Here is a 21,729-nt window from a genome sequence, read left to right as displayed (position 1 = left end):
CGGGGCCGTCGCACGTTCCGCGCGAGCGGTTCCGGCGCAGGACGACCCCGGCGGGCGTGGCGTTCACGGCTTGACGATACCGGTCGAAACGCACAGGTTCGCCGCGAAACCACGACAGGACGGAACATGGCCCAAAGCCCGCCCCCCTTTGCCAGGCACGAGTGGATGATCGCCTGGCGCTATCTGCGCGCCCGCCGGTCCGAGGGCGGGGTCAGCGTGATGACCTGGATCTCGCTCATCGGGATCACCCTGGCGGTCTTCGCGCTGATCGCAACGCTGGCGGTGCGTTCGGGCTTCCGGGCCGAGTTCGTCGACACGATCCTGGGCGCGAACGCCCATGTGACGGTCTACAACGCCACCATGATCGGCGAGACCGGCGCCGCCGACCGCAGCATTCCCGACTATGCCGAGATGGCCGCGCGGGTGGCCGAGGTGCCGGGCGTGACCCGCGCCGCGCCGCTGGTGCGCGGGCAGGTGCTGGCCTCGCATGGCGACCGCAACGCCGGCGTGCAGGTCTATGGCATCGCGCCCGACGACCTGGCCGACCTGCCGGGCATCGCCGACGGCGAGGCGGCGCAGGGCGACCTGTCGCGCTTTGGCGAAGGTGTCGCCATCGGCTCGGGCGTGGCGCGCGAACTGGGCGTGGTGGCAGGCGACCGGATCAAGCTGATCTCGCCCAACGGGGTCAAGACCGCCTTCGGCACCAGCCCCCGGGTCAGCGCCTACGAGGTGGTCTATGTGTTCTCGGTGGGCCGCTACGACATCGACCGCACCCGCGTCTACATGCCGTTCTCCGAGGCGCAGATCTACTTCAATCGCGAGGGGGTAGCCGACGAACTTGAAGTGATGGTCGAAGAGCCGGAGGCGCTGGACAAGGTTGTTGTCCCGATCCTGACCGCCGCGGGCGAGCGTGCCCGGGTCTGGACCTGGCAGGACGCCTCGGGCGGGTTCCTGCGCGCGCTCGAGGTCGAAGACAACGTGATGTTCGTGATCCTGTCGATCCTGGTGCTGATCGCGGCGATGAACATCGTCTCGGGGCTGATCATGCTGGTCAAGAACAAGGGCCGCGACATCGGCATCCTGCGCACCATCGGGCTGAGCGAAGGCTCGGTTCTGCGGGTGTTCTTCATCTGCGGCGCCTTCACCGGGCTGATCGGCACCGCGCTGGGCGTGATCCTTGGGTGCCTCTTTGCCATCTACATCGATCCGATCTTCTCCTTCGTGAACTACGCGATGGGCGGCGGCGTCTGGGATCCGGCGATCCGGGGCATCTATGCCCTGCCGGCGCAGCTGCACCTGTCGGACGTGCTCAAGGCGGTGTCGCTGTCGCTGGGCCTGTCTTTTCTCGTCACCTACTTTCCCGCCCGCCGCGCGGCGCGGATGAACCCGGTGGAGGCGCTGCGCTATGAGTGAGACGGTTCTGCGGCTGGAGGGTTTGACCAAGACCTACAATTCGGGACGGCCGAACGAGGTCCAGGTGCTGCGCGGCTCCGACCTGGAACTGCGCGCGGGCGAGACCGTGGCGCTGGTGGCGCCCTCGGGGGCGGGCAAGTCGACGCTGCTGCACATGGCGGGCCTGCTGGACACGCCCGACCGCGGCCGGGTCGAGATCGGCGGCGCCGACATGGCCGGGCGCGGCGACCGCGCGCGCACCGCTGCCCGTCGCCGCGACGTGGGCTTCGTCTACCAGTTCCACCACCTGCTGCCCGAATTCACCGCCGTCGAGAATGTGGTGCTGCCGCAGCTGGCCAACGGCACCTCACCGGCCGAGGCCGAGGCCCGCGCGATGGAGCTTCTGGGCCGGGTCGGGGTGGCCGAGCGCGCGGGCCACCGGCCCGCGGCGCTCTCGGGCGGCGAGCAGCAGCGTGTCGCCTTCTGCCGCGCGCTGGCCAACGCGCCGCGCCTGCTGCTGGCCGACGAGCCGACCGGCAACCTCGATCCCGAAACTTCGGACCGGGTGTTCGCGGCGCTGATGGGGCTGGTGGCCGATACCGGCCTTTCGGCGCTGATCGCCACCCACAATCACGACCTGGCGGCGCGGATGGATCGCGTGGTGCACCTGGACGCGGGCCGGATCACGCCAGCTGCGTGACCGCCACGCCCGCCGCCATCAGGGCGATTCCCGCCGCGCGGCTCAGGCTCAGCGGGCTGACCTGGGCGCCGAACAGTCCGAAATGGTCGATCGCCGCGGCCGAGAGCAACTGGCCCAGCAACACGAAGAACACCGCGTTTCCGACGCCGAAATGCGGTGCGATATGCGTGATGGTCAGCACGTAGAACGCCACCAGGAGGCCGGCGAGGAACAGGTGCCGCGGCGCCTCGGCCAGCCGGCCCAGCGCCTGCGGTCCGGAAAAGGCCAGCATCAGCGCGCCCGAGGCCAGGAACGCGATCAGGAAAAGTACCGCCCCCGCGGTGGTGGGCGAGCCGATCACCCGGCCCAGCGCGGCATTCAGCGCCGCCAGCACGGGAATCCCGATCCCGGCGGCCAGCATGATCAGGGCGTAGTGGGTCATGGCAGATCTCCGGCGATTGGCGGTTCGATTTGACGTGGATCATTGCGGCGCCGACCGGAATCCACAAGCCTGTGAGTACCGAGGGGCAAAGCTCGAAGGATGAAGCGACCATGAAATACAAAGCGATAGCCGCGATCCTGATGGCCCTGGCGACACCGCTGGGCGCGCAGGATGCCGAACGCGGAGAAGAGCTGTTCCTGCGCCATTGCGCCACCTGCCACGGGCTGGAGGCGACCGGGCAGGGGCCGATGACGGGCGTTCTGGTCATCAAACCCGCCGATCTGACCGCCCTCACGCCCGAGGGCGGCGAATTTCCGCTGGAACGGGTGATCAAGCGCATCGACGGGCGCGACCCGCTTGTCAGCCACGGCAGCCCGATGCCGGTCTACGGCTTCTTCTTCGAGGGCGAGGATGTCGCGGCCAAGACCGCGTCGGGCCAGCCGATCCTGACAAGCGTTCCGATCCTGGATCTTGTGGCGTATATGAAGACCTTGCAACGCCACTGAAAGGACCGACGCCCATGACCCGACCCGCCGCCTTCTCCGCCCTCGCCGCGGCCGCCTTTCTGGCCGCCTGCGGCCCGGAAAACGAGATGCCCACCGCGTCGGACGGGGCCGCCATCTTTGCCGAGAACTGCGCGGCGTGCCACGGGTCGGATGCCAAAGGCCGGGTGTTGCCCGCCGGCGGCCGGGCGCCGGACCTGACCACCATCGCGGCGCGCAACGGCGGTACCCTGCCGCGCGCCGATACCCTGTCGCGAATCGACGGCTATGGCCGCGGCCGGGTGCCCAGCGACGTGATGCCGGAATTCGGCGCCCTGCTCGAAGGGCCAACGGTGCCGGTCGAGGTCGACGGCACGATGACGCCGACGCCCCGCCCGCTGGCGGCATTGCTGTTCTATCTCGAAAGCATCCAGCCCGCCGCGCTCTGACGCCGCTCAGTCGCAGATGTCGCGCAGCTCGGCCCCCCGCCACGGCAGGTAGACATCGCTTTCGCGGCTTTGCGGCAGGTCCGAGACGGGAAACGCACCCGAAAGCATCCTGTGCAGCCGCCGGGTGCGCTCGGCGCCGGGTGCAAGCGCCCGGCAGCAGACATATTCCTCGACGATGGCGCCCTGCTGTTCGTATCCGAAGCTCAGCAAATCCGGGGCGCCGGACAGGTCGAACAGGTACGGATCATCCACCCGCCCGTGTTCGGTGGCCGCGCGCAGCGGCGTGTATCCGGTGCGGTCCCGGTTCTGCCACTGCCAGACATGGGTCAGCTCATGCGCAAGCAGCATCGCCTCGATCAGCGGAAGGCTGTCGGGATAATCCGGGGTGTAGTTCTTCAGATACCATTCGCGCACGAAAAAGATCCGGTTGAACAGCGCGACCGCGGCCGGTTTCGACGTCACTATCTCTTCCCTGACCGGCGGCAGGATCCGCTCGCGGCAGGTCACGCGCGGGCGCGGCTGGCGGCGAAAGGTGATTGCGGCGACCGGCGCGCCTTCGACTAGGCGGACCCGGTCGAGATCCAGCGCGTCGCCGTGGATCTGTCCGGCAAAGGCCCGCTCGGTTTCGCTCAGCGGGCGACCGCAGGAGATCAGGAAGATGCAAATCAACAGGAAACGCGTGACCATGACCCGAGCCTATCGGGTTGGCCTGTCGCCGGGTAGACCGAATCTCCGAACGCCGGCGCGTCACGCGGCGTAGAAACTGGCGGTTGCCGTGGCGACCAGCTTGGCGCTGTCCGCGTCGCTCATCTCGGCCCGGGCGAAGACCAGCGCGCGCCCGGCCCGCACCACATGCGCCCGGCACAGGATCGCCCGCCCGGTGCCGGGGCGCAGGAACTGGGTGTGCAGGTCGGTCGTGGCAAAGAGCCGGGGGCGCCGGCATGGGCGATCGCGGCCAGCACCATCGCGGTGTCGGCCAAGGCCGCCAGCGCCTGTCCCGAGACGATGCCGCCCACCCGCGCCAGGTGCTCGGCCATCGGCATGCGCAGGGTCACGCCGTCGGGACCGGCCTCGGTCACGCTCAGATCCAGCGCCAGCACCCAGGCGGCGAAATTCTCGTCGAGCACGCGCTGCACGTCTTGCGGGGTCATCGGCTCTGGCGCGGGGTCTGTCGTCACGTTGGCCGTCCTCCTGGTGCCCGGCTTCGGTGTCCGGTGCCGGGCGAGGATCAGCCTGCCCGGGCACTTGACTTTGCGCAAGGCGGCAGGGCAGGCGGGATGTCACAACCCGCCCGGAACCCGGAACCAGACGCGGAGGTCACATGTTGGGATGGGGCGAATTCAGCCTTGCGCTGGCGGTCTTTCTGCTCAGCCATGCGGTCCCGGTGCGTCCGCCGGTGCGGCCCTGGCTGATCGCGCGGCTGGGAACGCGCTATTTCGCCGCCTATTCGGCGCTGTCCCTGGCCGTGCTGGGCTGGCTGATCCTGGCCGCCGCGCGCGCGCCCTATGTTGAGGTGATCCCGCCCTGGCCGGCGCTGCGCTGGCTGCCGCTCCTGGTGATGCCCGTGGTCTGCCTGCTGGCGGCGGGTGGCATGGCGATCCGCAATCCTCTCTCCTTTGGCGGCATGGGGCGGCGGCCCTTCGATCCCGCGCAACCCGGCCTGCTGGCGTTGACGCGGCATCCGCTGCTGCTGGCCGCGTTCCTCTGGGCGCTTTCGCATCTGCTGGCCAATGGCAGCCTGGCGCATGTGCTGCTCTTCGGCCTGTTCGCGGGCTTTTCGGTGATCGGCATGGCGCTGATCGACCGGCGCAAGCGGCGCGAGATGGGGGCGGAGTGGGACCGCCTGGCGCGGCGAACCGCGCGTTTCGATCCCGCCGCGCGGGGCTGGGTGCCGGGCGCTGGCATCTGGCTGGCGGCGGCGGCGCTCTACCTGCTGCTGCTGGCCGCGCATCCCCTCGTGATAGGGCTTTCGCCCCTGCCGTGACCTGTGCCAAACTCTGACCGCCCGAGACGGCGCGAAAGGACCCCGAGATGAACCTGGCCTATGTCTCCACCACCGAACGCGGCGCCACCGACCGGCTGCTGAGCGCCGCGGCGGCGCATCTGGCCGCAAGGGGCGTGGCTCTGGCCGGCGTCGTGCAGAGCAACACCGAATGCGCCGACAGCAGCAAATGCGACATGGACCTCAAGGTGCTGCCCGATGGCGAGACCATCCGCATCTCGCAATCGCTGGGCGCGGGGTCGCGCGGCTGTCGCCTGGACCCGGCCGGGCTGGAGCTGGCGGTCGGGCTGGTGGGGCGGTCGCTGGATGCCGGGCCGCGCCTGCTGATCGTCAACAAGTTCGGCAAGCACGAGGCCGACGGGCGCGGCTTTCGCCCGCTGATCGGCGAGGCGCTGGCCCGCGACATCCCGGTTCTGGTGGGGCTGAACGGCCTGAACGCCGAACGGTTCCTGGAATTCACCGATGGCGCGGCCGAACAGCTGTCGCCCGAGATCGAATCCATCGAAACCTGGCTGAACCGCGTCGCGCCCGAGGGCACCGCCGCCGCCTGACCCGCGCATCGCGGGCGTGTTCCGAGGAAAAGGAAGATGGTGGGCGACCCTGGAATCGAACCAGGCGTGCGTCTCCGCGAGGGAGTTACAGTCCCCTGCCACACCTTGCGGCCTGTCGCCCATCTGGCGCGGACTTAGCCAATCTGCGCGGGGGGCGTCAACCGGAAAAGTGGCGAATTCTCCGGCCTTGATCCAGGGCGTGGCGCCCGCATGATGGTTTCGACCGGGCCGGGCATCTGCTATGCGGCTTGCTATCCGAAATATGCGGGACGCACATGGCCAGGAAACCGAAATGGGTCGTCGAGAAGGAGCAGGCGCGCAAGGCCGCCGGGGCCGAGACCGTGTGGCTGTTCGGTCTGCACGCGGTGCGCGATGCGCTGGAAAACCCGCGCCGGGAAAAGCTGCGCCTTGTGGTCACGCTCAATGCCCGCGACAAGCTGGCCGAAGCGATCGACACGGCCGGGATCGAGCCCGAACTGTCGGACCCGCGCAAGTTTGCCGCGCCCATCGACCCCGGTTCGGTGCACCAGGGCGCCGCGCTGGAGGTGAAGCCGCTGGACTGGGGCGGGTTGGCCGAGACCTGCGTCGGCCGCGAGATGCCGCGGGTGATTCTGCTGGACCGGGTCACGGACCCGCATAACGTGGGCGCGATCCTGCGCTCGGCCGAGGTTCTGGGCGCCAGCGCGGTGATCGGCACCCGCCATCATTCGGCACCCGAGACCGGCGCGCTGGCCAAGACCGCCAGCGGCGCGCTGGAGCGCCAGCCCTATCTGCGCGTGCGCAACCTGGCCGAGGCGATCACCGAGCTGCAGCGCATGGGATTCGTGGTGCTGGGCCTCGATGGCGAGGCCGAACAGACCGTCGAGCAGGCGCTGGAAGGCCGGCGCGACCGGCCGGTGGCGCTGGTGCTTGGCGCCGAGGGCCCGGGATTGCGGCAAAAGACCCGCGAGACCGTGGATCTGCTGGTCAAAATCGACGCGTCGGGCGGGTTTGGCTCGCTCAACGTCTCAAATGCGGCGGCGATTGCCCTATATGCCTCTCAACCGAGATAGGAGGCCGCTATTCCCGCCCCCCGCAAGATCGCCACGTGCTGCTATTGCGGCACCCGCGCCGCGCTGGTCCTGGCCGGCGACACGCGCCACGAGCTGAGCTGCGCGGCCTGCGGCGCGCCGCTGCGCAATCTCAAGATGCTGCCCGACCGCAATTCGGGCCGCACGCAGCCCGGCCGCCCGAAACCCTCGGCGCCACCCCCGGCCCGCAAGAAAAAGCCGAAATACAGGAAGCCGAAAAAGCGCAAGAGCGTGTTGGTGCGGTTCCTCGACGAGGCCTGGGACGTGGTCGAGGACATTTTCGACTAGGATGCCGGTCTTTCCGGACACTTTGCGTTCACAACCCTGTCACCCCACTTCCCCGGCCGGGCGCGCGGGGGCATGTTGACGGCATCGCATTCTCAAATGACGGACGCGCATGCAGAGACGACGCAGTTTCCTGGCCGGGTTGGCCGCAATCGCACTGGCCCCGGCGGTCTGGGCCGAGACCCCGGTCTACTACGCCCCCGCAGGCGTGGCCATAGGCGGCTATGACCCGGTTGCCTATTTCCGCGACAATGCGCCGACGCTCGGGCGGGCGGAGATCTCGGTGCGCTGGAAGGGGGCCGAGTGGCATTTCGATAGCCAGGCCAACCGCGCCGCGTTCGAGGCCAATCCCCGCGCCTATGCGCCGCAATTCGGCGGGTACTGCGCCTATGCCATGTCGCTGGGCCGCAAATCGACCACCGACCCCGAGGCGTGGCGAATCGTTGACGGCAAGCTTTACCTTGTGCATTCGCGCAGCGTGGCAAGGGTTTGGGAGGCCGATATGTCCGGCAATATCATCCGGGCCGAGGCGCATTGGCCGGCCGTGCTTTATGATTGAGCGCATTTGCCAATCACGAATATGAGACCACCCCTTTATTTTGGGAAACGAGTGCCTAAATGTCACGGTGTCTGCGGATTGGAACCTCCGTAGATCATTTCACTGTCCCTCGTTCCATACCTAGCGCCCGGATCATTCCGGGCGCTTTTTTCTTTCCCGCCATGGCGCTAGGGTGACGCAATGAGCACCTATTCCGACAGCTGGCTGAAACGGATCCTGCAACGGACCAGGGTGATCGCGGTTGTCGGCGTGTCGATGAACCCGGTGCGCCCCAGCTATTACGTGGCGCGGTATCTGTCGCTCAAGGGCTACAAGGTCATCCCGGTCAATCCCGGCCATGCCGGCAAGGTGCTGTTCGGCGAAACCGTGCGTGCGGGGCTAAAGGACATCCCGGAACCCGTTGATATGGTGGATATCTTTCGGCGGTCCGAGGCCGTCCCACCGATCGTGGACGACGCGCTTGAGCATCTGCCGGGGCTGCGCACGATCTGGATGCAGATCGGGGTCGAACATGCCGGGGCCGCGGCTGTGGCGCAGGCGCGGGGGATCGACGTGATCCAGAACCGCTGTCCCAAGATCGAGTATCAGCGCCTGTTCGGAGAGCTGCGCATGGGCGGTTTCGCGACCGGCGTGATCTCGTCGAAACTCTAGCGGGGGCAGGCGGAATCGGGCTTGTGCCGGGGCGTGCGCTGTGGCACGGGACCGGCCGCATGGTTCACAAAATGACACAGGTGGGCCGTGGCATCGGGGCGGTTCATTGAAATGACCGGCCCGGATTGCTACCTTTTCCATACCCGGGCGCCGCAGGGTTGTGGCGGCGCGCTACCAAGGAGGACCATGTCCTGTCCACTTTTGCAGAGTCGGCAATTTCCGCCGATGACGGGGCCATCGTGATGGCCCGAACTCCGCTGACCAGCGAAACGCTGCTGGCGCGTATCCTGACCTCCCTGACTGATGACAAGGCCGAAGAGGTCGTGCAGATCGACCTGCGCGGCAAATCCTCGATGGGCGATTACATGGTGATCGCTTCGGGCCGGTCGTCGCGGCAGGTTTCGGCCCTGGCCGAGAAACTGGCGGATCGCATCAAGCAGGAATTCGGCGTGACCTCGAAGGTCGAAGGCAAGGATGCCGGCGACTGGGTTCTGATCGATACCGGCGATGTCATCGTCCATATCTTCCGCCCCGAGGTGCGCGAATTCTATCAGCTGGAAAAGATGTGGCAGCCCCAGGGAGCCAACGTCCCGGCAAGCTGAGGCGCCGGACGGCCCGGATTTGACGAGGCCGGAGGCGGAGAGGAATGCGGATCAGCATTTGCGCGGTCGGCCGCCTGAGGGCCGGACCGGAGAAAACCCTGATTGACGACTATCTGACCCGGTTCGACCGGACGGGCCGCGCCCTCGGGCTTGGTCCCGCACGGGTTGTCGAGGTCGAGGACCGCAAGGGCGGCGGTATGGGGGCCGAGGCCGGGTTGCTGCGCAGGGCGGCACCGACGGGCGCAGTTCTGTGCACGCTGGATGAACGCGGCAAGGCGCTGTCCTCGCCCGAGCTTGCCCAGCGCCTGGGGGCGTGGCGCGACCAGGGTCGGGGCGACCTTGCGCTTGTGATCGGCGGGGCCGACGGGATCGACCCGGGCCTGCGGGCCGAGGCGGACATGGCGCTGTCCTTCGGGCGGATGGTCTGGCCGCACATGCTGGTGCGTGTCATGCTGGCCGAGCAACTCTATCGCGCCGCGACCATCCTGGCCGGCGGGCCGTATCACCGCGACTGAGGCTTGCGGGCCGTCAGTCGGCGGCCTCGGCCCCCTTGCCGTGGACCTTTTCGCGCAAGCCCTGCATCGCCGCATAGAGCACCGGCACGAGGACGACGCCCACGACCGTGGCCGCCAGCATGCCGCCGAACACGGCGACACCGATCGCCCTTTGGCTGGCCGCGCCGGCGCCATCGGCGATCAGCAGCGGCACCACCCCCAGCAGGAAGGACAGCGCGGTCATCATCACCGCGCGGAACCGCTGCTGCGCGGCCGCGGCGGCGGCCTCGCGGATCGACAGGCCGTGCGCGCGCTGTTCCATCGCGAATTCGACGATCAGGATACCGTTCTTCGAGGCCAGCCCCACCAGCATGATCATCCCGATCTGGGTGTAGAGGTTGATGTCGCTGCCAACCACGGCGACCGCGGCCACCGCGCCGAACAGCGCCACGATCACCGACAGCAGGATCGACACCGGCATCGACCAGCTCTCGTACTGGCCCACCAGGAACAGGTAACCGAACAGCACCGCAAGCCCCAGGATGATCTGCACCAGGCCACCGGTCGCCAGCTGCTGCTGCGCCGTGCCGGTCCATTCGAAGGCATAGCCGGGCGGCAGGGCGGTGGCGGTCTCTTCGCCCATCACCCGGATCGCGTCGCCGGTCGACAGGCCCGGCGCAGGAACCGCCGTGACCGTGGCCGAACGGAACAGGTTGTGGCGTTTCAACAGGATCGGGCCCAGAACATTCTCGACATTGATCAGCGTGCCCAGCGGCACCATCGCTCCCGCGGCCGACCGCACGTAGAGGTTCGAGATGTCGTCCACCTTGTCGCGATAGGAGGTGTCAGCCTGCACCATCACCCGGTAGACGCGCCCGAACAGGTTGAAGTCGTTCACATAGTAGGACCCCAGATGCGCCTGCATGGTCTGGAACACCTCGGCCACCGAGACGTTCAGCGTCTTGGCCTTTTCGCGGTCCAGGTCCACGAAGACCTGCGGCACGTTGGCCCGGAACGTGGTATAGGACTGGGCGATCTCGGAGCGTTGGTTGGCGGCATAGACCAGCGAACCGACCGCCGCGGACAGGTCCTGCGGGCTGCCGCCGGCGGTCTGCTGGACCTGCATCTCGACGCCGGCCGACATGCCCAGACCCTGGATCGGTGGCGGGTTGAAGGCCAGGACCGAGGCCGCGGCCTCGCCGTTGGCGATCTGCTGGATCTGCCCCAGGATCCCGTTGGCGCTGAGCGGCTTGGTCTGCCGCTCTTCCCAGCTGGTGAGGTTGACGATGATCATCGCGCCGTTCGAGGCCGAGCCGTTGAGCAATGAGAACCCGTTGACCAGCACCGAATTGGCGACGCCGGGGATTTCGAGGATCTGCGCGTTGAGCCGGGCGGTCACCGATTCCGTGCGCCCCAGGGTGGCGGCGTCGGGCAGTTGCACGTCGACAAAGAGATAGCCGTTATCCTCGAGCGGCAGGAACCCCTTGGAGGTGTTGGTGAACACCGCGCCCGAAGCCAGCGCGAACCCCGCGATGATCGCGATCCCGAGGATCGGCAGGCGCAAGAGGCGGCGCACGATGCCGACATAAGCGCCGCGTGCCCCGCCGATGACCTTCTCGAAGACCGCCAGAAGCCCGCCCGGCGGGCCCGACCGGGCGCGCAGGACCAGCCCGCACAGCGCCGGCGACAGAGTCAGCGCGTTGATCGACGAAATCAGCACCGCCGCCGAGATGGTGATGGCGAATTGCGAGTAGAGCCGCCCGGTGATGCCGGGCATGAAAGTGACGGGCACGAACACCGCCAGCAGCACCAGAGTGGTTGCGATGATCGGGCCGGTGATCTGGCCCATCGCCTGCCGGGTGGCTTCGGCCGGTGGCAGGCCTTCCTCGGCGATGATGCGCTCGACATTCTCGACCACGATGATCGCGTCGTCCACGACGATTCCGATGGCCAGCACCAGCGCGAAGAGCGAAATGGTGTTGAGCGACATGCCCAGCGCCAGCAGCACCGCGAAGGTGCCGATCAGCGACACCGGGATCGCAACCGCCGGGATGATCGTGGCGCGCCAGCTGCCCAGGAAGACGAACACGACGGTGATGACCAGCGCGAAGGTCATCATCAGGGTGACGATCACGTCGTTGAGCGATTGCTGGACGAAATCCGTGGTGTCGAAGGGTAGGGCGTATTCCACGTCGTCGGGAAAGCTGCGCGACAGCCGCTCCAGCTCGGCGCGGACGCGGTCGGCCACCGCCAGCGCGTTGGCGCCGGGCGCCTGGTAGATGCCCAGCACGGTGGCCGGTGTGCCGTCGAAGAAGCCCGAGGCGGAATAGACCCGCGCGCCCAGCTCGACCCTGGCCACGTCGCGGACGCGGACCACCGCGCCTTCGCTGCCGGCGCGCACGACGATGGCGCCGAACTCCTCGGCGCTGGACAGCTTGCCCTTGGTCTTGATCGTATACTGAAACGTCTGGCCCTCGGGCGCGGGGGGCGATCCGACCTGGCCGGCCGAGACCTCGACATTCTGCTCGCGGATGGCCGATATCACGTCGCCGGGCGTGATCGACAGCGCGGCCATGCGGTCGGGGTCCATCCAGACCCGCATGGCGTATTCCAGGTTGGTCAGGATGTCGGCCTTGCCCACACCCTGCACCCGCGCCAGCGCGTCCTTGAGGTTGATCGCGGCGTAGTTCGACAGGAACACGTCGTCATAGGTGCCGCCCGGCGAGGTCAGCGTGACCACCAGCAGCATGTTGGTCGACGCTTTCTGGGTGACGACACCCGACGACGTGACTTCGGTGGGCAGCGACGACATCGCCTGCGCCACCCGGTTCTGCACGTTGACCGATGCGATGTCGGGGTCCGTGCCCACCTCGAAGGTGACGTTCAGCGAATAGCCCCCGTTGTCGGCCGAGGTCGAGGTCATGTAGATCATGTCGTCGACGCCGTTGACCTGCGCCTCGATCGGCGCGGCGACGGCATTTTCGACGGTCTCGGCATTGGCGCCGGTATAGTTGGTCGAGACGCTGACCACTGGGGGTGTGATGTCGGGGAACTGCGCCACCGGCAGGACCATGTAGGCAATGCCGCCGAGGATCGTCAGCACCAGCGAGATGACCAGCGCCAGCTTGGGCCGGCTGATGAACAGGGCTGAGAACATCCTCTAGTTCCCCGCCGCGTCCGAGGCCAGAACCGCATCCACCGCCACGCCGGGCCGCACCCGTTGCAACCCTTCGACGATCACGCTTTCGCCGGCGCGCAGCCCGTCGAGGATGACGATGCCCCGGTCGACCAGTTGGCCGGTCTGCACGTAACGCTGCTCGACCATCTGCTGGTCGGTCACGACCAGAACGAATTCGCCGCGCTGGTCGCGTTGCAGGGCCGCTTGCGGAGCCAGGACCTGCTCCACCGGCTGCGGTGCCTGGATCTGTACCTGCACGAAGGAGCCGTCGGCGATCAGGCGGTGCTCGTTGTCGAATTTGGCCCGGATCGAGATGGCGCCGGTGTCCGGATCGACGCGGTTGTCGATGAAGACCAGCTTTCCGGTCTCGCCCAGCGGCGTGCCGTTGGGCAGGCGGACATGAACCTCGGGGCTGTTGTCCGAGGTCAGGAGCGTCGCCGGTGTCTCATCCAGCTCTTCCATCGTGTTGGTCAGCTGGCGTTCGTTGACCGCGAAGGCCACCTCGATCGGCGCGTCGCGCACCAGTGTCACCAGCGGCGCGGTGTTCGGGCCGACCACGTCGCCGATACTGGTCGAGATCTGGCCGATCCGGCCCGCGAAAGGCGCCGTGATCTCGGTATAGCTCAGGTCCAGCTCGGCCTGGCGGATCGCCGCCTCGGCGGATTTCACCTCGGCCTCGGCGACCAGCTCGTTTGCGCGCGCGATGTCGCGCTCCGAGACCGGCACCGCGTCGCGTTTGAGCAACTCCTCCTTGCGCGCCAGTTCGACCCGCGCCAGTTCCAGGTTGGCCTCGGCGCGGTCCAGATCCGCCTTGCGTGCCTGCAGCGTCGCCTCGTAGAGATCGGGCTCGATGCGGAACAGAAGCTGCCCCTCTTCGATGCTGGCCCCGTCATCGACGGCGCGCTCCTGCAGGTATCCGGACACGCGGGCGACGATATCGACCTTGTCGATGGCCTCGCCCCGCCCGATGAAGGTGACCTCCTGCGTCACCTCGGCGGAAAAGGCCGCCGCGATCGTGACCTTGGGCGCGTCCTGCGCCACCAGGGGACCGGCCAGGATGGCACCGACCAGAGCCGCCCAGAGCGGCGCGGCACGAAGTTGCAGACGGGGCGGAAAAAAGGGGGGAAAATGCGTCATTTCAATCGCCTCGAAAGGATCGCGCGCCACTGGCGGGCCGATGATGTCGGATCAGGCGAGAATGGCCGCATTCCCCGCAACGCACAACCCATTGCAGCGGAGATCTGTAACCGAAACGACTGCGGCGAACTCAGAAACAGGTGTTACCGGCATCCGGTATTGTTTCCGTATTGTCGACAATTGCCACGGCCCGCACCGGATCACGACCGGCCGCCGGCAAATCGGGCCTGCCAGCTTTCGCGCTCCTCGTCGGTGATCTTGGCGAATAGCACGTCCGGCACGGTGAACGTATGCCCCGGCGGCAACGCCTGCAACGCCGTGGCCACGTCATCGGGCCAGCTTGCGTCTTCGGTGCGCATCGCCTCGAGCATCCGTGCCGAGGCGAAGGGGATGAAGGGCGCCGACAGCACCGCGTAGAGGCGGATCAGGTTCAGCCCCAGCCGCACCTGCGCGGCGGCCCGGTCGGGATCGGTCTTGAACGTGGCCCAGGGCGCCGCGCTTTGCAGATATTCATTGCCGGCGACCCAGATCGCCCGCAGCTCTTGCGCGGATTTGCGGACGTCCATCGCCTCCATGTGACGCTCATAGGCGCGCACGCGGGTGGTCAGTTCCTCGATCAGCGCCTGCTCCTGTGGGCCGAATTCGCCGCCCTCCGGCACCGCCTCGCCGAATTTCGAGCGGCAGAACTTGGTGATACGGCTGACGAAGTTGCCCAGCACATCGGCCAGGTCCTTGTTCACCGAGGACTGGAAATTCTCCCAGGTGAATTCGCTGTCGCTCGACTCGGGCGCATGACTCAGCAGCCACCAGCGCCAGTAATCCGCCGGCAGGATCTCCAGCGCCTGGTCCATGAACACGCCGCGCCCCTGGCTGGTCGAGAACTGGCCGCCATCATAGTTGAGATAGTTGAACGACTTGAGGTGATCGACCAGCTTCCACGGCTCCCCCGAGCCCAGGATCGTCGCCGGAAAGCTCAGCGTGTGGAAGGGCACGTTGTCCTTGCCCATGAACTGCACATAGCGCACGTCGTCCGCGCCCTTGTCGGTGCGCCACCAGCGCTGCCAGTCGGCCTCGGTCTTGCCGTTGGCCTCGGCCCATTCGCCGGCGCAGGCGATGTATTCGATGGGCGCGTCGAACCAGACATAGAAGACCTTGCCTTCCATTCCGGGCCAGTCCTCGTCGCCCTTCTTGACCGGAATGCCCCAGTCCAGATCGCGGGTGATGCCGCGATCCTGCAGACCGTCGCCGTCATGCAGCCATTTCTTGGCGATGGACGTGGTCAGCAGCGGCCAGTCCGACTTGCTGTCGATCCAGGCGTCCAGCCTGTCCTTCAGCTGCGACTGGCACAGGTACAGATGCTTGGTCTCGCGCACCTCCAGGTCGGTGGAGCCCGAGATCGCGCTGCGCGGCTCGATCAGGTCGGTCGGGTCGAGCTGCTTGGTGCAGTTCTCGCACTGGTCGCCGCGGGCGCGGTCATAGCCGCAATTGGGGCAGGTGCCCTCGATGTAGCGGTCGGGCAGGAACCGCTTGTCGGCGTTGGAAAAGACCTGTTTCTCGCTCACCTCGCGGATCAGCCCGGCCTCGGCCAGCTTGCCGGCGAAATGCTGGGTCAACCGGTGGTTCTGCTTGCTGGAGGACCGCCCGAAATGGTCGAAGCTGAGCCCGAACCCCTGTCCCAGACGGTTCTGCACCTCCCACATCTCGGCGCAATACTCCGCCACCGGCTTGCCCGCCTTCGCGGCGGCCAGTTCCGCGGGCGTCCCGTGCTCGTCGGTGGCGCAGAGGAACATCACCTCGTTGCCCCGTCCACGCTGGTAGCGGGCATAGAGATCGGCGGGAAGCTGGCTGCCCACCAGGTTGCCCAGGTGCTTGATCCCGTTGATATAGGGGATCGCCGAGGTGATGAGGATGCGTGCCATGTGGTCCCGTCCGTCGCTTGTCCGCGCCCGTCTATCGCAGATCGGCAGGCAGAGGGAAGCCCTAGCGCCGCTTGCGCGAGCGTTTCAGCAGCCGCCCGATGGTGAACGAGGTGCGCGGGGTATAGGCATAGGCGGTGCGATCCTCGGGCGAGGGCCGCGCGCGCATCCGCTTCAGGCCGAAGGCGATCAGGAAGAGATGCCCGAACGCCACGAAGGCGAAGAGGGCGGGGGGGCCGAACCGGTCGATCAGCGCCGAGGTGACATAGGGCGAGGCGATGGCGCCCAGGGCGAAGAAGAACATCAGCGCCGCGGCCAGCTCGACGCGCTGGTCGGAACTGGCGAAGTCGTTGGCATGGGCCGCCGAGATCGAGAAGATCGGAAAGGTGGTGAAACCGAACAGCGTGGCCGTGATCATGACACCCACGGTGCCGGTCGTGCTGGCACCGATGGTGATGCCGCAGGACACGATCGCCGCGCCCGACATCCAGATCAGCACCCAGCGCCGGTCGTACTTGTCGGCCAGCCAGCCCATCGGGTACTGCGCCAGCGCGCCGCCCAGCACGAAGGCGGCGAGGAAATAGGCGATCTGGTCCACCGCCAGCCCGACCTCCTGCCCGTAGATCGGGCCGACCATCCGGAACGAGGACGAGCTGAGCGCGGCGACGATTACGCCGGCCACCGCCAGCGGCGAGCAGCGCCAGGCCAATGCCGGACGCAGGCGCGGGGTGTCCGGCGTCTCGGGCTGGCTGGCCCGGGTCAGGGTCAGCGGCAGCAGCGCCGCGCAGCACAGGATCGCCAGCAGGTTGTAGGAGACATAGGAGGCCGGCGGCAGCACCGCGATCAGCAGCTGCGCGACCAGCGACGCGCCCAGGTCGGCGATCCGGTAGGTGCCCATCGCGCGGCCGCGCGTCGCGTTGGTGACCTTGGCGTTGAGCCAGGCCTCGATCACCGTGTAGCACCCGGCGACGCACAGGCCCGAGGCCACGCGCAGCGCCGCCCAGATCGCCGGGTTCTCGGTCAGGGTATGGCCCAGCAGGCCCATTGCACCCAGTGCGGTGCAGACCGCGAAGGCACGGGAATGGCCGATCGAGCCCATCAGCCGCGGCGCCCACCAGCAGCCGGCGAAGAAGCCCAGGAAATGCGCCGAGCCCAGCAGGCCGATCTGCTCGGTGGTAAAACCCAGCGTGATGCCCGAGATCGCGTCGAGGGGGCCGACACCGCCGGTGGACAGCTGCAGCAGGATGACCGACATGAACAGGGCTGCAAGCGAGATGATCAGGCGCATGGCGGCCCCAGAATGGCGCGGCCCTGGCCGGGCGCGCGCGTGTTCTCGACCGATAGGCGTCGGTTTTGAACCTTTCCGCCGGGCCTCAGCCTGTCGCGCGGATACCGGCTGCGATGTCCAGTTCGACCGTGTCGGCCACCAGGTCGGCATGGGCCGTGGCGCCGAAGGCGGATCGGCTGATCGCTCCGCGCAGGCGGATGTCCAGCCGCGACAGGTCGTCGGGCGCGCTGCCCGCCGGACGGTAGAGCGCCGCCGCCAGGGCCACCGGCCGCGTGATGCCGCGCAGGGTCAGATCGCCGCGGATCAGCGCCCCGTCCGAGATCCGGCCCCCGGACCCCAAAGCGATCGAGGTCGAGACGAAGCGGATGGTGGGAAACCGCGCCACCTCCAGCACGCCGGGGCCCAGCATGGCGGTCTGCGCAAAGCTCAGCGCGGTGCGGGCGCGGGCGGCATCCAGCGTCACGTCCACGCGGCTGCGCTCCAGCCGGTCGGTATCGACCAGGATGTCGGCGCGCCGCACCGGCATCGTGCCGGTCTGGCGCAGGCCCGACAGCGTGAAGGCAAAGCCCACGCGCGAGGCCGCCGGATCCAGCCGGTAGCGCCGCCGCGCCGCCGCGGACGGCGTGGCGAGCCAGGGCGCCAGGCAGGCCCCGGCCAGGGCGTGCAGGACCATGCGGCGGGACGGGCGGGTCATGGCACGGGCTCCTCGGGGTCACGCCGGCTGCATCCGCTGGCGCGGCCGGCTGCGCGACAGAAGGTAGAGCATCAGCGCGATGTTCAACCCGTTCCACAGGATGCCGTTGACGAAGGCCGCCTGGTAGCTGCCGCTGATGTCGTAGATCCAGCCCGACATCCAGCCGCCAAGCGCCATGCCGAGAATGGTCATCATCATCACGAACCCGACCCGCGCCCCGGCCTCGCGCGCGGGCAGGTATTCGCGCACCACCAGCGCATAGCTGGGCACGATGCCGCCCTGGGCCAGGCCGAACAGCGCGCTGATGAGGTAGAGCGGCACCATGCCGTCCCAGGGCAGGAACAGGAATAGCGCCAGGCATTGCAGGACCGACCCCGCCAGCAGCGTGCGCACACCGCCGAACCGGTCGGCCACCAGACCCGAGATCACCCGGCTCACCACTCCGCCCAACAGCATCAGTGCCAGCATCTCGGCGCCCACCGCCGGGCCATATCCCAGGCCCACACTATAGGCGACGATATGAACCTGGGGCATCGCCATCGCCACGCAGCAGCCGATGCCGGCCAGCCCAAGCAACAGCTGCAGCGCCCGCGGGCTGAGACCGGCGCTCTTTGCTCTCAGCTGCGCCGCCGCCTGCGCCGCGCCATGCGCTTCGAGCGGGACGCGCCGGCGCAGCAGCAGCGACAGCGGGATGATGGTGACCAGGGTGATGACGGCCAGCGCCAGGTAGACCCGGTTCCAGCCGCTGTCGGCCAGCATGTCGGCAAGCAGCGTGGGCCAGACCGCGCCGGAGAGGTAATTGCCGCTGGCCACCAGCGCCACCGCGATACCGCGCCGGCGCGAGAACCAGTGCGAGATGTCGGCGATCAGCGGCCCGAACCCCACCGCCGTGCCCAGGCCCAGCGCCAGATGCACGGCCGAAAGCGTCAGGATCGACGGCATCACCGTGGCCGCGACATAGCTTGCCGCGCTGAGCGCCGCCGCCCCGATCAACGCTGCCGTCACGCCCAGCCGGTCGACCAGCTGCCCCAGCCAGAGGTTGCCCAGCGCAAACCCGATCATGGTCAGCGTATAGGGCAGCGAGGCCTCGGCCCGGCCGGCGCCGAATTCGGCCTCGATGGCCGGCATCACCACGATTACCGCCCACATGCCCACATTGGCCACGGTCGCGATGGCCAGTGTGACCAGCAGGCGCAGCCAGGAATAGGCGCTGTCGTGGATCTCGTGGGTCATGGCGGCACGCTAGGACCGCCCCGGGGGATTGACCAGACGTAAAACGCCCCGGTTGGCCGGTCAGCCGCGCGGCATCTTCAGGGTCACGCTGCGCCCGCTTTTCTGGTAGCGCAGCTCGCTGTCGCCGATGGCCACGATGCGCCCGCCGTCGAGCCGGTCGCCGACCTTGACCTTCTTGTAGCGGCCCGAGGGCAGGCGGATCAGCGCGCGGCGGTTCGACGGCTTGCCGTAGACCCCGATCAGGTTCATCCGCCGCAGGTTGATGGCGTTGTTCATGGTTGCCTGCCGCGCCACCGAGGTCGGCGAGGGTGCCCGCGGCTTGACTGCGCGCGGCACGAAACTGTCGGGTTCCCGCGCAGCGCTTTGCTGTGGAACGGCCGAGCCCAGGCTGGCCGTTCGGCGCGGTGTGGTATCCAGGTTGGCGGGCCGCTGCTTCGGCCGCAGAACGACCATGCGCGTGGCCTCGAACTCGGCGGCGGCGTCCTGGGCGGCCTGGGACGCGGCGGCGGCCACCGCAAGCGCCTCGGCCTCTGCCTGCAGCGAGGCGGGCCGGGTCCGCGGCCGCAACGTGGCCAGTTCGTCCAGCGACCGGCCGCCAAGCCGCGCGCGCTCGTTCGATTCCGCCAGCCCGTCGGGCCGCGACCGGGGCCGGAAGGCGGCCAGCCGCGCGCGGTCCTCGTCGGCCTGCGGCTCTTCGGCAAAGCGCAGCGGTGCCGGCGGCGGCAACGTCGGCGGGGCGCCGAGAAAGACCATCACGCCATCGGGATTGCGGGTGCCATCGGGCGTGGCCTCGACCAGGCCCTGGTCGTCCAGGTCGAAGCGGCGGCCGGGGCTGGCAGGCGTCGGCGAGGTGTCGGGCAGACCGTCACCGTCATAGCCGGCCGCCGGCGGCAGCGCGACCGCATCCTGCGACAGGTCGTTGGGGTCGATCGAGGCGAGGTAGAGATCGTCGAGCGCGATCACGCCCGGCGTTTCCGGCCTGGCCGGCGGCACAGGCCAGATCCCGGTCGCGGCATAAAGCGCGGTGGATTCCGAACCCTGCGCCAGCGGATCACCTGACGGTTCGGGCGGTGCCTCGGCCTCGGCCTCATCCTGCAACGCGTCCAGAACCGCGCTGTCGGTATCGCTGAGCGCCGGCGCGTCGGGCGGCGTGTCCTGTGCGGTCCCGCTTTGCGGATCGGCAGGTGCGTCTTGCAGGGGAACCGACGTGGGGGCCGGCAGCGACGCCAGCACATCCGGCACGGCGGGAGCCGTCGGCGCCGGACCGGCCTGATAAAGCTCGCGGACCTCGGCGGTTTCGGCGGGTGCCGGATCGACCTTGGCGCGCGGGGCAGGTGTCAGCGCAGGTTCGGCCGCCTCGTCGTCCAGCCAGCCGGCGAGGCCGCCATCGGGCGAAAGCGCCGCCAGCGCGGCGATGCCGGCCAGCAGCAGCAGGGCCACCGCGGCGGCGGCCAGTGCCACGCGCTTGCGGCGGTCACCTTCCAGGTCGGAATCGCGCGCGCCGAATATCGTCAGCCGCCGCTCCTCCTCCTCGGGGTCGAGCCCTGCGCCGGGACCGGGGCCGGCCACCGGGATCGGTGTGGTGTCACCGGGCAGCGGCGGCGCCTTGGGGATGGTCAATCCCGGAGATCGAGGCGCGGCCAACTGTTCCGGTTCTGGCTCCGGTTCCTTTTCGGGATCCGGCCCGGGATCCTGTTCCGTTTCGGACCGTGGTTCAGGGTCCGGTTCCGATTTAGCCTGAGGTTCGGGCTGCGGTTCCGGTTCTGGCTGTGCGTCCGGCGCAGGCGCGTCGGGCTGCGTTTCGGTCTTCGGCAGCGTGTCCTCGGCCCCGGCAACCGGCTCGGGTTCTACTGCAACCTCGTCCTCAGCCGGCTCGTCCGTGGCCTCGTGTGTGTCCGAGCCGGATCGGCGGCTTGAAAACTGGAGCGGCGGGGCCTCGGGCTCCTCGGCATCCTGCGCGGGTGGGTCCGAGGGCGGCTCGTCGGCGGTGTCGGTGTCCTCCTCGGGCGGCATGACCGCCGGGCCGATCACGACCACGGCAATTCCATCGGCCTCGACCGTTTCGGCGCCGGGCTGCGCACGGGCCAGGTCGGTCGGGCCGAAAAACGGCTCGCCCAAGAACGGGTTGTCGCCAGGAATCGCGACAAAGCTGACCGGCTCGAACCCGTGATCCACGGCAAAGGCTTCGGCCTCGGCCAGGGTCTCGCGCGCGACGGCGGCGACATGGGTCACCTCGCCATCCTGCGCGGTGTCGAAGGCCAGATCCTCCAGCGGATAGGGCGTGGCGTCGTCCAGCGCGCGCTCGACGGCACTGCGGGTGCGGTCGGCGTCGGCGCTGTCTGTTTCGACCGTCATGTAGCGGATCTGGTCGTTGGGCAGGATCAGCTTGCACCGCAGGTCGGGCTGCAGCGCCGCCGCCTGCGCGCGCAGCCCGTCCAGTTCCGCGTGCAGGTCGGGCGCATCCGGCGCCACCTCGCCCACGCAGCGCCATCCGCCGGCGGCACGGTGCAGCAGGACGATCCCCTGATAGGACAAAGACAGCGCGAAGGCGGGTTTCATGCGATGGGTTTCCCGTCCGATTCCGGTTCGGTTTCAGGTGGTGACTGCCCCTTGCCGCAACCATAG

Annotated in this window: 22 protein-coding genes and 1 tRNA gene; 12 read left to right on the top strand and 11 right to left on the bottom strand. The window is 68.4% G+C overall.

Annotation, left to right across the window (positions count from 1 at the left end):
- Positions 1 to 126: 126 nt before the first annotated feature.
- A complete protein-coding gene (locus BMX57_RS09990) occupies positions 127 to 1,413 on the top strand; it encodes a lipoprotein-releasing ABC transporter permease subunit (RefSeq protein ID WP_092365984.1) in 1,287 nt (428 codons plus the stop codon).
- Positions 1,406 to 2,092, top strand: a complete 687-nt coding sequence (locus BMX57_RS09985) for an ABC transporter ATP-binding protein (RefSeq protein ID WP_092365981.1) — start codon at positions 1,406 to 1,408, stop codon at positions 2,090 to 2,092. Before BMX57_RS09990 ends, BMX57_RS09985 begins: the two co-directional genes overlap by 8 nt.
- On the opposite strand, the gene BMX57_RS09980 is transcribed toward BMX57_RS09985, so the two are convergent.
- Positions 2,076 to 2,513, bottom strand: coding sequence for a DMT family transporter (locus tag BMX57_RS09980; protein ID WP_092365978.1), 438 nt, complete (start codon positions 2,511 to 2,513; stop codon positions 2,076 to 2,078). The two genes, BMX57_RS09985 and BMX57_RS09980, sit on opposite strands and share 17 nt — an antisense overlap.
- A 110-nt stretch (positions 2,514 to 2,623) precedes the next feature.
- On the opposite strand from BMX57_RS09980, the gene BMX57_RS09975 reads away from it, so the two are divergent.
- Both BMX57_RS09975 and BMX57_RS09970 read left to right on the top strand, forming a co-directional pair.
- Positions 2,624 to 3,019: a c-type cytochrome gene (locus BMX57_RS09975; RefSeq protein WP_092365976.1), complete on the top strand. Its 396-nt coding sequence runs from the start codon at positions 2,624 to 2,626 to the stop codon at positions 3,017 to 3,019.
- Between the two features lie 14 nt (positions 3,020 to 3,033).
- Positions 3,034 to 3,444, top strand: coding sequence for a c-type cytochrome (locus tag BMX57_RS09970; protein WP_092365973.1), 411 nt, complete (start codon positions 3,034 to 3,036; stop codon positions 3,442 to 3,444).
- A 6-nt stretch (positions 3,445 to 3,450) separates the two neighbouring features.
- On the opposite strand, the gene BMX57_RS09965 is transcribed toward BMX57_RS09970, so the two are convergent.
- Together BMX57_RS09965 and BMX57_RS09960 are read right to left on the bottom strand one after the other, a co-directional pair.
- Positions 3,451 to 4,131, bottom strand: coding sequence for a hypothetical protein (locus tag BMX57_RS09965; RefSeq protein WP_092365970.1), 681 nt, complete (start codon positions 4,129 to 4,131; stop codon positions 3,451 to 3,453).
- A gap of 60 nt (positions 4,132 to 4,191) precedes the next feature.
- Positions 4,192 to 4,689 carry a PaaI family thioesterase gene (locus BMX57_RS09960; RefSeq protein WP_342341976.1) on the bottom strand — a complete coding sequence of 166 codons (498 nt, stop codon included), beginning with the start codon at positions 4,687 to 4,689 and terminating at the stop codon, positions 4,192 to 4,194.
- 76 nt (positions 4,690 to 4,765) lie between these two features.
- Between BMX57_RS09960 and BMX57_RS09955 the strand changes: the two genes are divergently transcribed.
- On the top strand, positions 4,766 to 5,428 hold the full coding sequence (locus tag BMX57_RS09955; protein ID WP_177175429.1) for an NnrU family protein: 663 nt from the start codon (positions 4,766 to 4,768) through the stop codon (positions 5,426 to 5,428).
- 47 nt (positions 5,429 to 5,475) lie between these two features.
- Positions 5,476 to 5,997, top strand: a complete 522-nt coding sequence (locus BMX57_RS09950; protein ID WP_092365967.1) for a DUF2478 domain-containing protein — start codon at positions 5,476 to 5,478, stop codon at positions 5,995 to 5,997.
- Positions 5,998 to 6,034: 37 nt separating this feature from the next.
- Here the strand turns inward: BMX57_RS09950 and BMX57_RS20665 are convergent.
- Positions 6,035 to 6,118, bottom strand: a tRNA-Tyr gene (locus BMX57_RS20665).
- Between the two features lie 154 nt (positions 6,119 to 6,272).
- Here BMX57_RS20665 and rlmB point away from each other — a divergent pair.
- The 6 genes from rlmB to rlmH all read left to right on the top strand — a co-directional run bounded on the left by rlmB (position 6,273) and on the right by rlmH (position 9,679).
- Positions 6,273 to 7,049, top strand: coding sequence for a 23S rRNA (guanosine(2251)-2'-O)-methyltransferase RlmB (gene rlmB, locus BMX57_RS09945; protein ID WP_092365964.1), 777 nt, complete (start codon positions 6,273 to 6,275; stop codon positions 7,047 to 7,049).
- Positions 7,050 to 7,058: 9 nt separating this feature from the next.
- Positions 7,059 to 7,355, top strand: a complete 297-nt coding sequence (locus BMX57_RS21100) for a hypothetical protein (RefSeq protein ID WP_092365961.1) — start codon at positions 7,059 to 7,061, stop codon at positions 7,353 to 7,355.
- Positions 7,356 to 7,464: 109 nt separating this feature from the next.
- A complete protein-coding gene (locus BMX57_RS09935; RefSeq protein WP_092365958.1) occupies positions 7,465 to 7,911 on the top strand; it encodes a YHS domain-containing (seleno)protein in 447 nt (148 codons plus the stop codon).
- A 180-nt stretch (positions 7,912 to 8,091) separates the two neighbouring features.
- Positions 8,092 to 8,562 carry a CoA-binding protein gene (locus BMX57_RS09930; RefSeq protein ID WP_092365956.1) on the top strand — a complete coding sequence of 157 codons (471 nt, stop codon included), beginning with the start codon at positions 8,092 to 8,094 and terminating at the stop codon, positions 8,560 to 8,562.
- Positions 8,563 to 8,804: 242 nt separating this feature from the next.
- Complete coding sequence (rsfS, locus tag BMX57_RS09925; protein WP_092366477.1) at positions 8,805 to 9,164, top strand: ribosome silencing factor; 360 nt, start codon at positions 8,805 to 8,807, stop codon at positions 9,162 to 9,164.
- A gap of 44 nt (positions 9,165 to 9,208) precedes the next feature.
- Positions 9,209 to 9,679 (top strand): 23S rRNA (pseudouridine(1915)-N(3))-methyltransferase RlmH, encoded by a 471-nt coding sequence (gene rlmH, locus BMX57_RS09920; protein WP_092365953.1) that lies wholly within the window; start codon positions 9,209 to 9,211, stop codon positions 9,677 to 9,679.
- Positions 9,680 to 9,692: 13 nt separating this feature from the next.
- Here rlmH and BMX57_RS09915 read toward each other — a convergent pair whose 3' ends face one another.
- From BMX57_RS09915 to BMX57_RS09885, 7 genes are all read right to left on the bottom strand, one after another.
- A complete protein-coding gene (locus tag BMX57_RS09915) occupies positions 9,693 to 12,815 on the bottom strand; it encodes an efflux RND transporter permease subunit (protein WP_092365950.1) in 3,123 nt (1,040 codons plus the stop codon).
- Positions 12,816 to 12,818: 3 nt separating this feature from the next.
- Complete coding sequence (locus BMX57_RS09910) at positions 12,819 to 13,973, bottom strand: efflux RND transporter periplasmic adaptor subunit (RefSeq protein ID WP_092365947.1); 1,155 nt, start codon at positions 13,971 to 13,973, stop codon at positions 12,819 to 12,821.
- Between the two features lie 200 nt (positions 13,974 to 14,173).
- On the bottom strand, positions 14,174 to 15,892 hold the full coding sequence (gene metG / locus BMX57_RS09905; protein WP_092365944.1) for a methionine--tRNA ligase: 1,719 nt from the start codon (positions 15,890 to 15,892) through the stop codon (positions 14,174 to 14,176).
- Between the two features lie 61 nt (positions 15,893 to 15,953).
- Positions 15,954 to 17,177 (bottom strand): MFS transporter, encoded by a 1,224-nt coding sequence (locus BMX57_RS09900; RefSeq protein ID WP_092365941.1) that lies wholly within the window; start codon positions 17,175 to 17,177, stop codon positions 15,954 to 15,956.
- A gap of 85 nt (positions 17,178 to 17,262) precedes the next feature.
- Entirely contained in the window at positions 17,263 to 17,871 is a 609-nt protein-coding gene (locus tag BMX57_RS09895; RefSeq protein WP_092365938.1) for a YceI family protein, read from the bottom strand.
- 18 nt (positions 17,872 to 17,889) lie between these two features.
- On the bottom strand, positions 17,890 to 19,104 hold the full coding sequence (locus BMX57_RS09890; protein WP_092365935.1) for an MFS transporter: 1,215 nt from the start codon (positions 19,102 to 19,104) through the stop codon (positions 17,890 to 17,892).
- Between the two features lie 60 nt (positions 19,105 to 19,164).
- Positions 19,165 to 21,663 carry a hypothetical protein gene (locus BMX57_RS09885; protein ID WP_092365932.1) on the bottom strand — a complete coding sequence of 833 codons (2,499 nt, stop codon included), beginning with the start codon at positions 21,661 to 21,663 and terminating at the stop codon, positions 19,165 to 19,167.
- Positions 21,664 to 21,729: the final 66 nt, after the last annotated feature.

Origin of the sequence: Cribrihabitans marinus (assembly GCF_900109035.1) — a bacterium.
In the GTDB taxonomy this organism is placed as follows: Bacteria; Pseudomonadota; Alphaproteobacteria; order Rhodobacterales; family Rhodobacteraceae; genus Cribrihabitans; species Cribrihabitans marinus.
Note: the sequence above shows the minus strand (reverse complement) of the source record. Positions and strands in the feature narration are given on the sequence as shown.

What these genes read in the sequence shown, in the direction of transcription:
- BMX57_RS09975 (WP_092365976.1), top strand. Translation starts at nt 2,624, where the DNA reads ATGAAATACAAAGCGATAGCCGCGATCCTGATGGCCCTGGCGACACCG.
- rsfS (WP_092366477.1), top strand. Translation starts at nt 8,805, where the DNA reads ATGGCCCGAACTCCGCTGACCAGCGAAACGCTGCTGGCGCGTATCCTG.
- BMX57_RS09990 (WP_092365984.1), top strand. Translation starts at nt 127, where the DNA reads ATGGCCCAAAGCCCGCCCCCCTTTGCCAGGCACGAGTGGATGATCGCC.
- BMX57_RS09985 (WP_092365981.1), top strand. Translation starts at nt 1,406, where the DNA reads ATGAGTGAGACGGTTCTGCGGCTGGAGGGTTTGACCAAGACCTACAAT.
- rlmH (WP_092365953.1), top strand. Translation starts at nt 9,209, where the DNA reads ATGCGGATCAGCATTTGCGCGGTCGGCCGCCTGAGGGCCGGACCGGAG.
- BMX57_RS09910 (WP_092365947.1), bottom strand. Translation starts at nt 13,973, where the DNA reads ATGACGCATTTTCCCCCCTTTTTTCCGCCCCGTCTGCAACTTCGTGCC.
- BMX57_RS09895 (WP_092365938.1), bottom strand. Translation starts at nt 17,871, where the DNA reads ATGACCCGCCCGTCCCGCCGCATGGTCCTGCACGCCCTGGCCGGGGCC.
- BMX57_RS09890 (WP_092365935.1), bottom strand. Translation starts at nt 19,104, where the DNA reads ATGACCCACGAGATCCACGACAGCGCCTATTCCTGGCTGCGCCTGCTG.
- BMX57_RS09965 (WP_092365970.1), bottom strand. Translation starts at nt 4,131, where the DNA reads ATGGTCACGCGTTTCCTGTTGATTTGCATCTTCCTGATCTCCTGCGGT.
- BMX57_RS09915 (WP_092365950.1), bottom strand. Translation starts at nt 12,815, where the DNA reads ATGTTCTCAGCCCTGTTCATCAGCCGGCCCAAGCTGGCGCTGGTCATC.
- BMX57_RS09885 (WP_092365932.1), bottom strand. Translation starts at nt 21,663, where the DNA reads ATGAAACCCGCCTTCGCGCTGTCTTTGTCCTATCAGGGGATCGTCCTG.
- BMX57_RS09980 (WP_092365978.1), bottom strand. Translation starts at nt 2,513, where the DNA reads ATGACCCACTACGCCCTGATCATGCTGGCCGCCGGGATCGGGATTCCC.
- BMX57_RS09935 (WP_092365958.1), top strand. Translation starts at nt 7,465, where the DNA reads ATGCAGAGACGACGCAGTTTCCTGGCCGGGTTGGCCGCAATCGCACTG.
- BMX57_RS09955 (WP_177175429.1), top strand. Translation starts at nt 4,766, where the DNA reads ATGTTGGGATGGGGCGAATTCAGCCTTGCGCTGGCGGTCTTTCTGCTC.
- BMX57_RS09950 (WP_092365967.1), top strand. Translation starts at nt 5,476, where the DNA reads ATGAACCTGGCCTATGTCTCCACCACCGAACGCGGCGCCACCGACCGG.
- rlmB (WP_092365964.1), top strand. Translation starts at nt 6,273, where the DNA reads ATGGCCAGGAAACCGAAATGGGTCGTCGAGAAGGAGCAGGCGCGCAAG.
- BMX57_RS09930 (WP_092365956.1), top strand. Translation starts at nt 8,092, where the DNA reads ATGAGCACCTATTCCGACAGCTGGCTGAAACGGATCCTGCAACGGACC.
- metG (WP_092365944.1), bottom strand. Translation starts at nt 15,892, where the DNA reads ATGGCACGCATCCTCATCACCTCGGCGATCCCCTATATCAACGGGATC.
- BMX57_RS09900 (WP_092365941.1), bottom strand. Translation starts at nt 17,177, where the DNA reads ATGCGCCTGATCATCTCGCTTGCAGCCCTGTTCATGTCGGTCATCCTG.
- BMX57_RS09970 (WP_092365973.1), top strand. Translation starts at nt 3,034, where the DNA reads ATGACCCGACCCGCCGCCTTCTCCGCCCTCGCCGCGGCCGCCTTTCTG.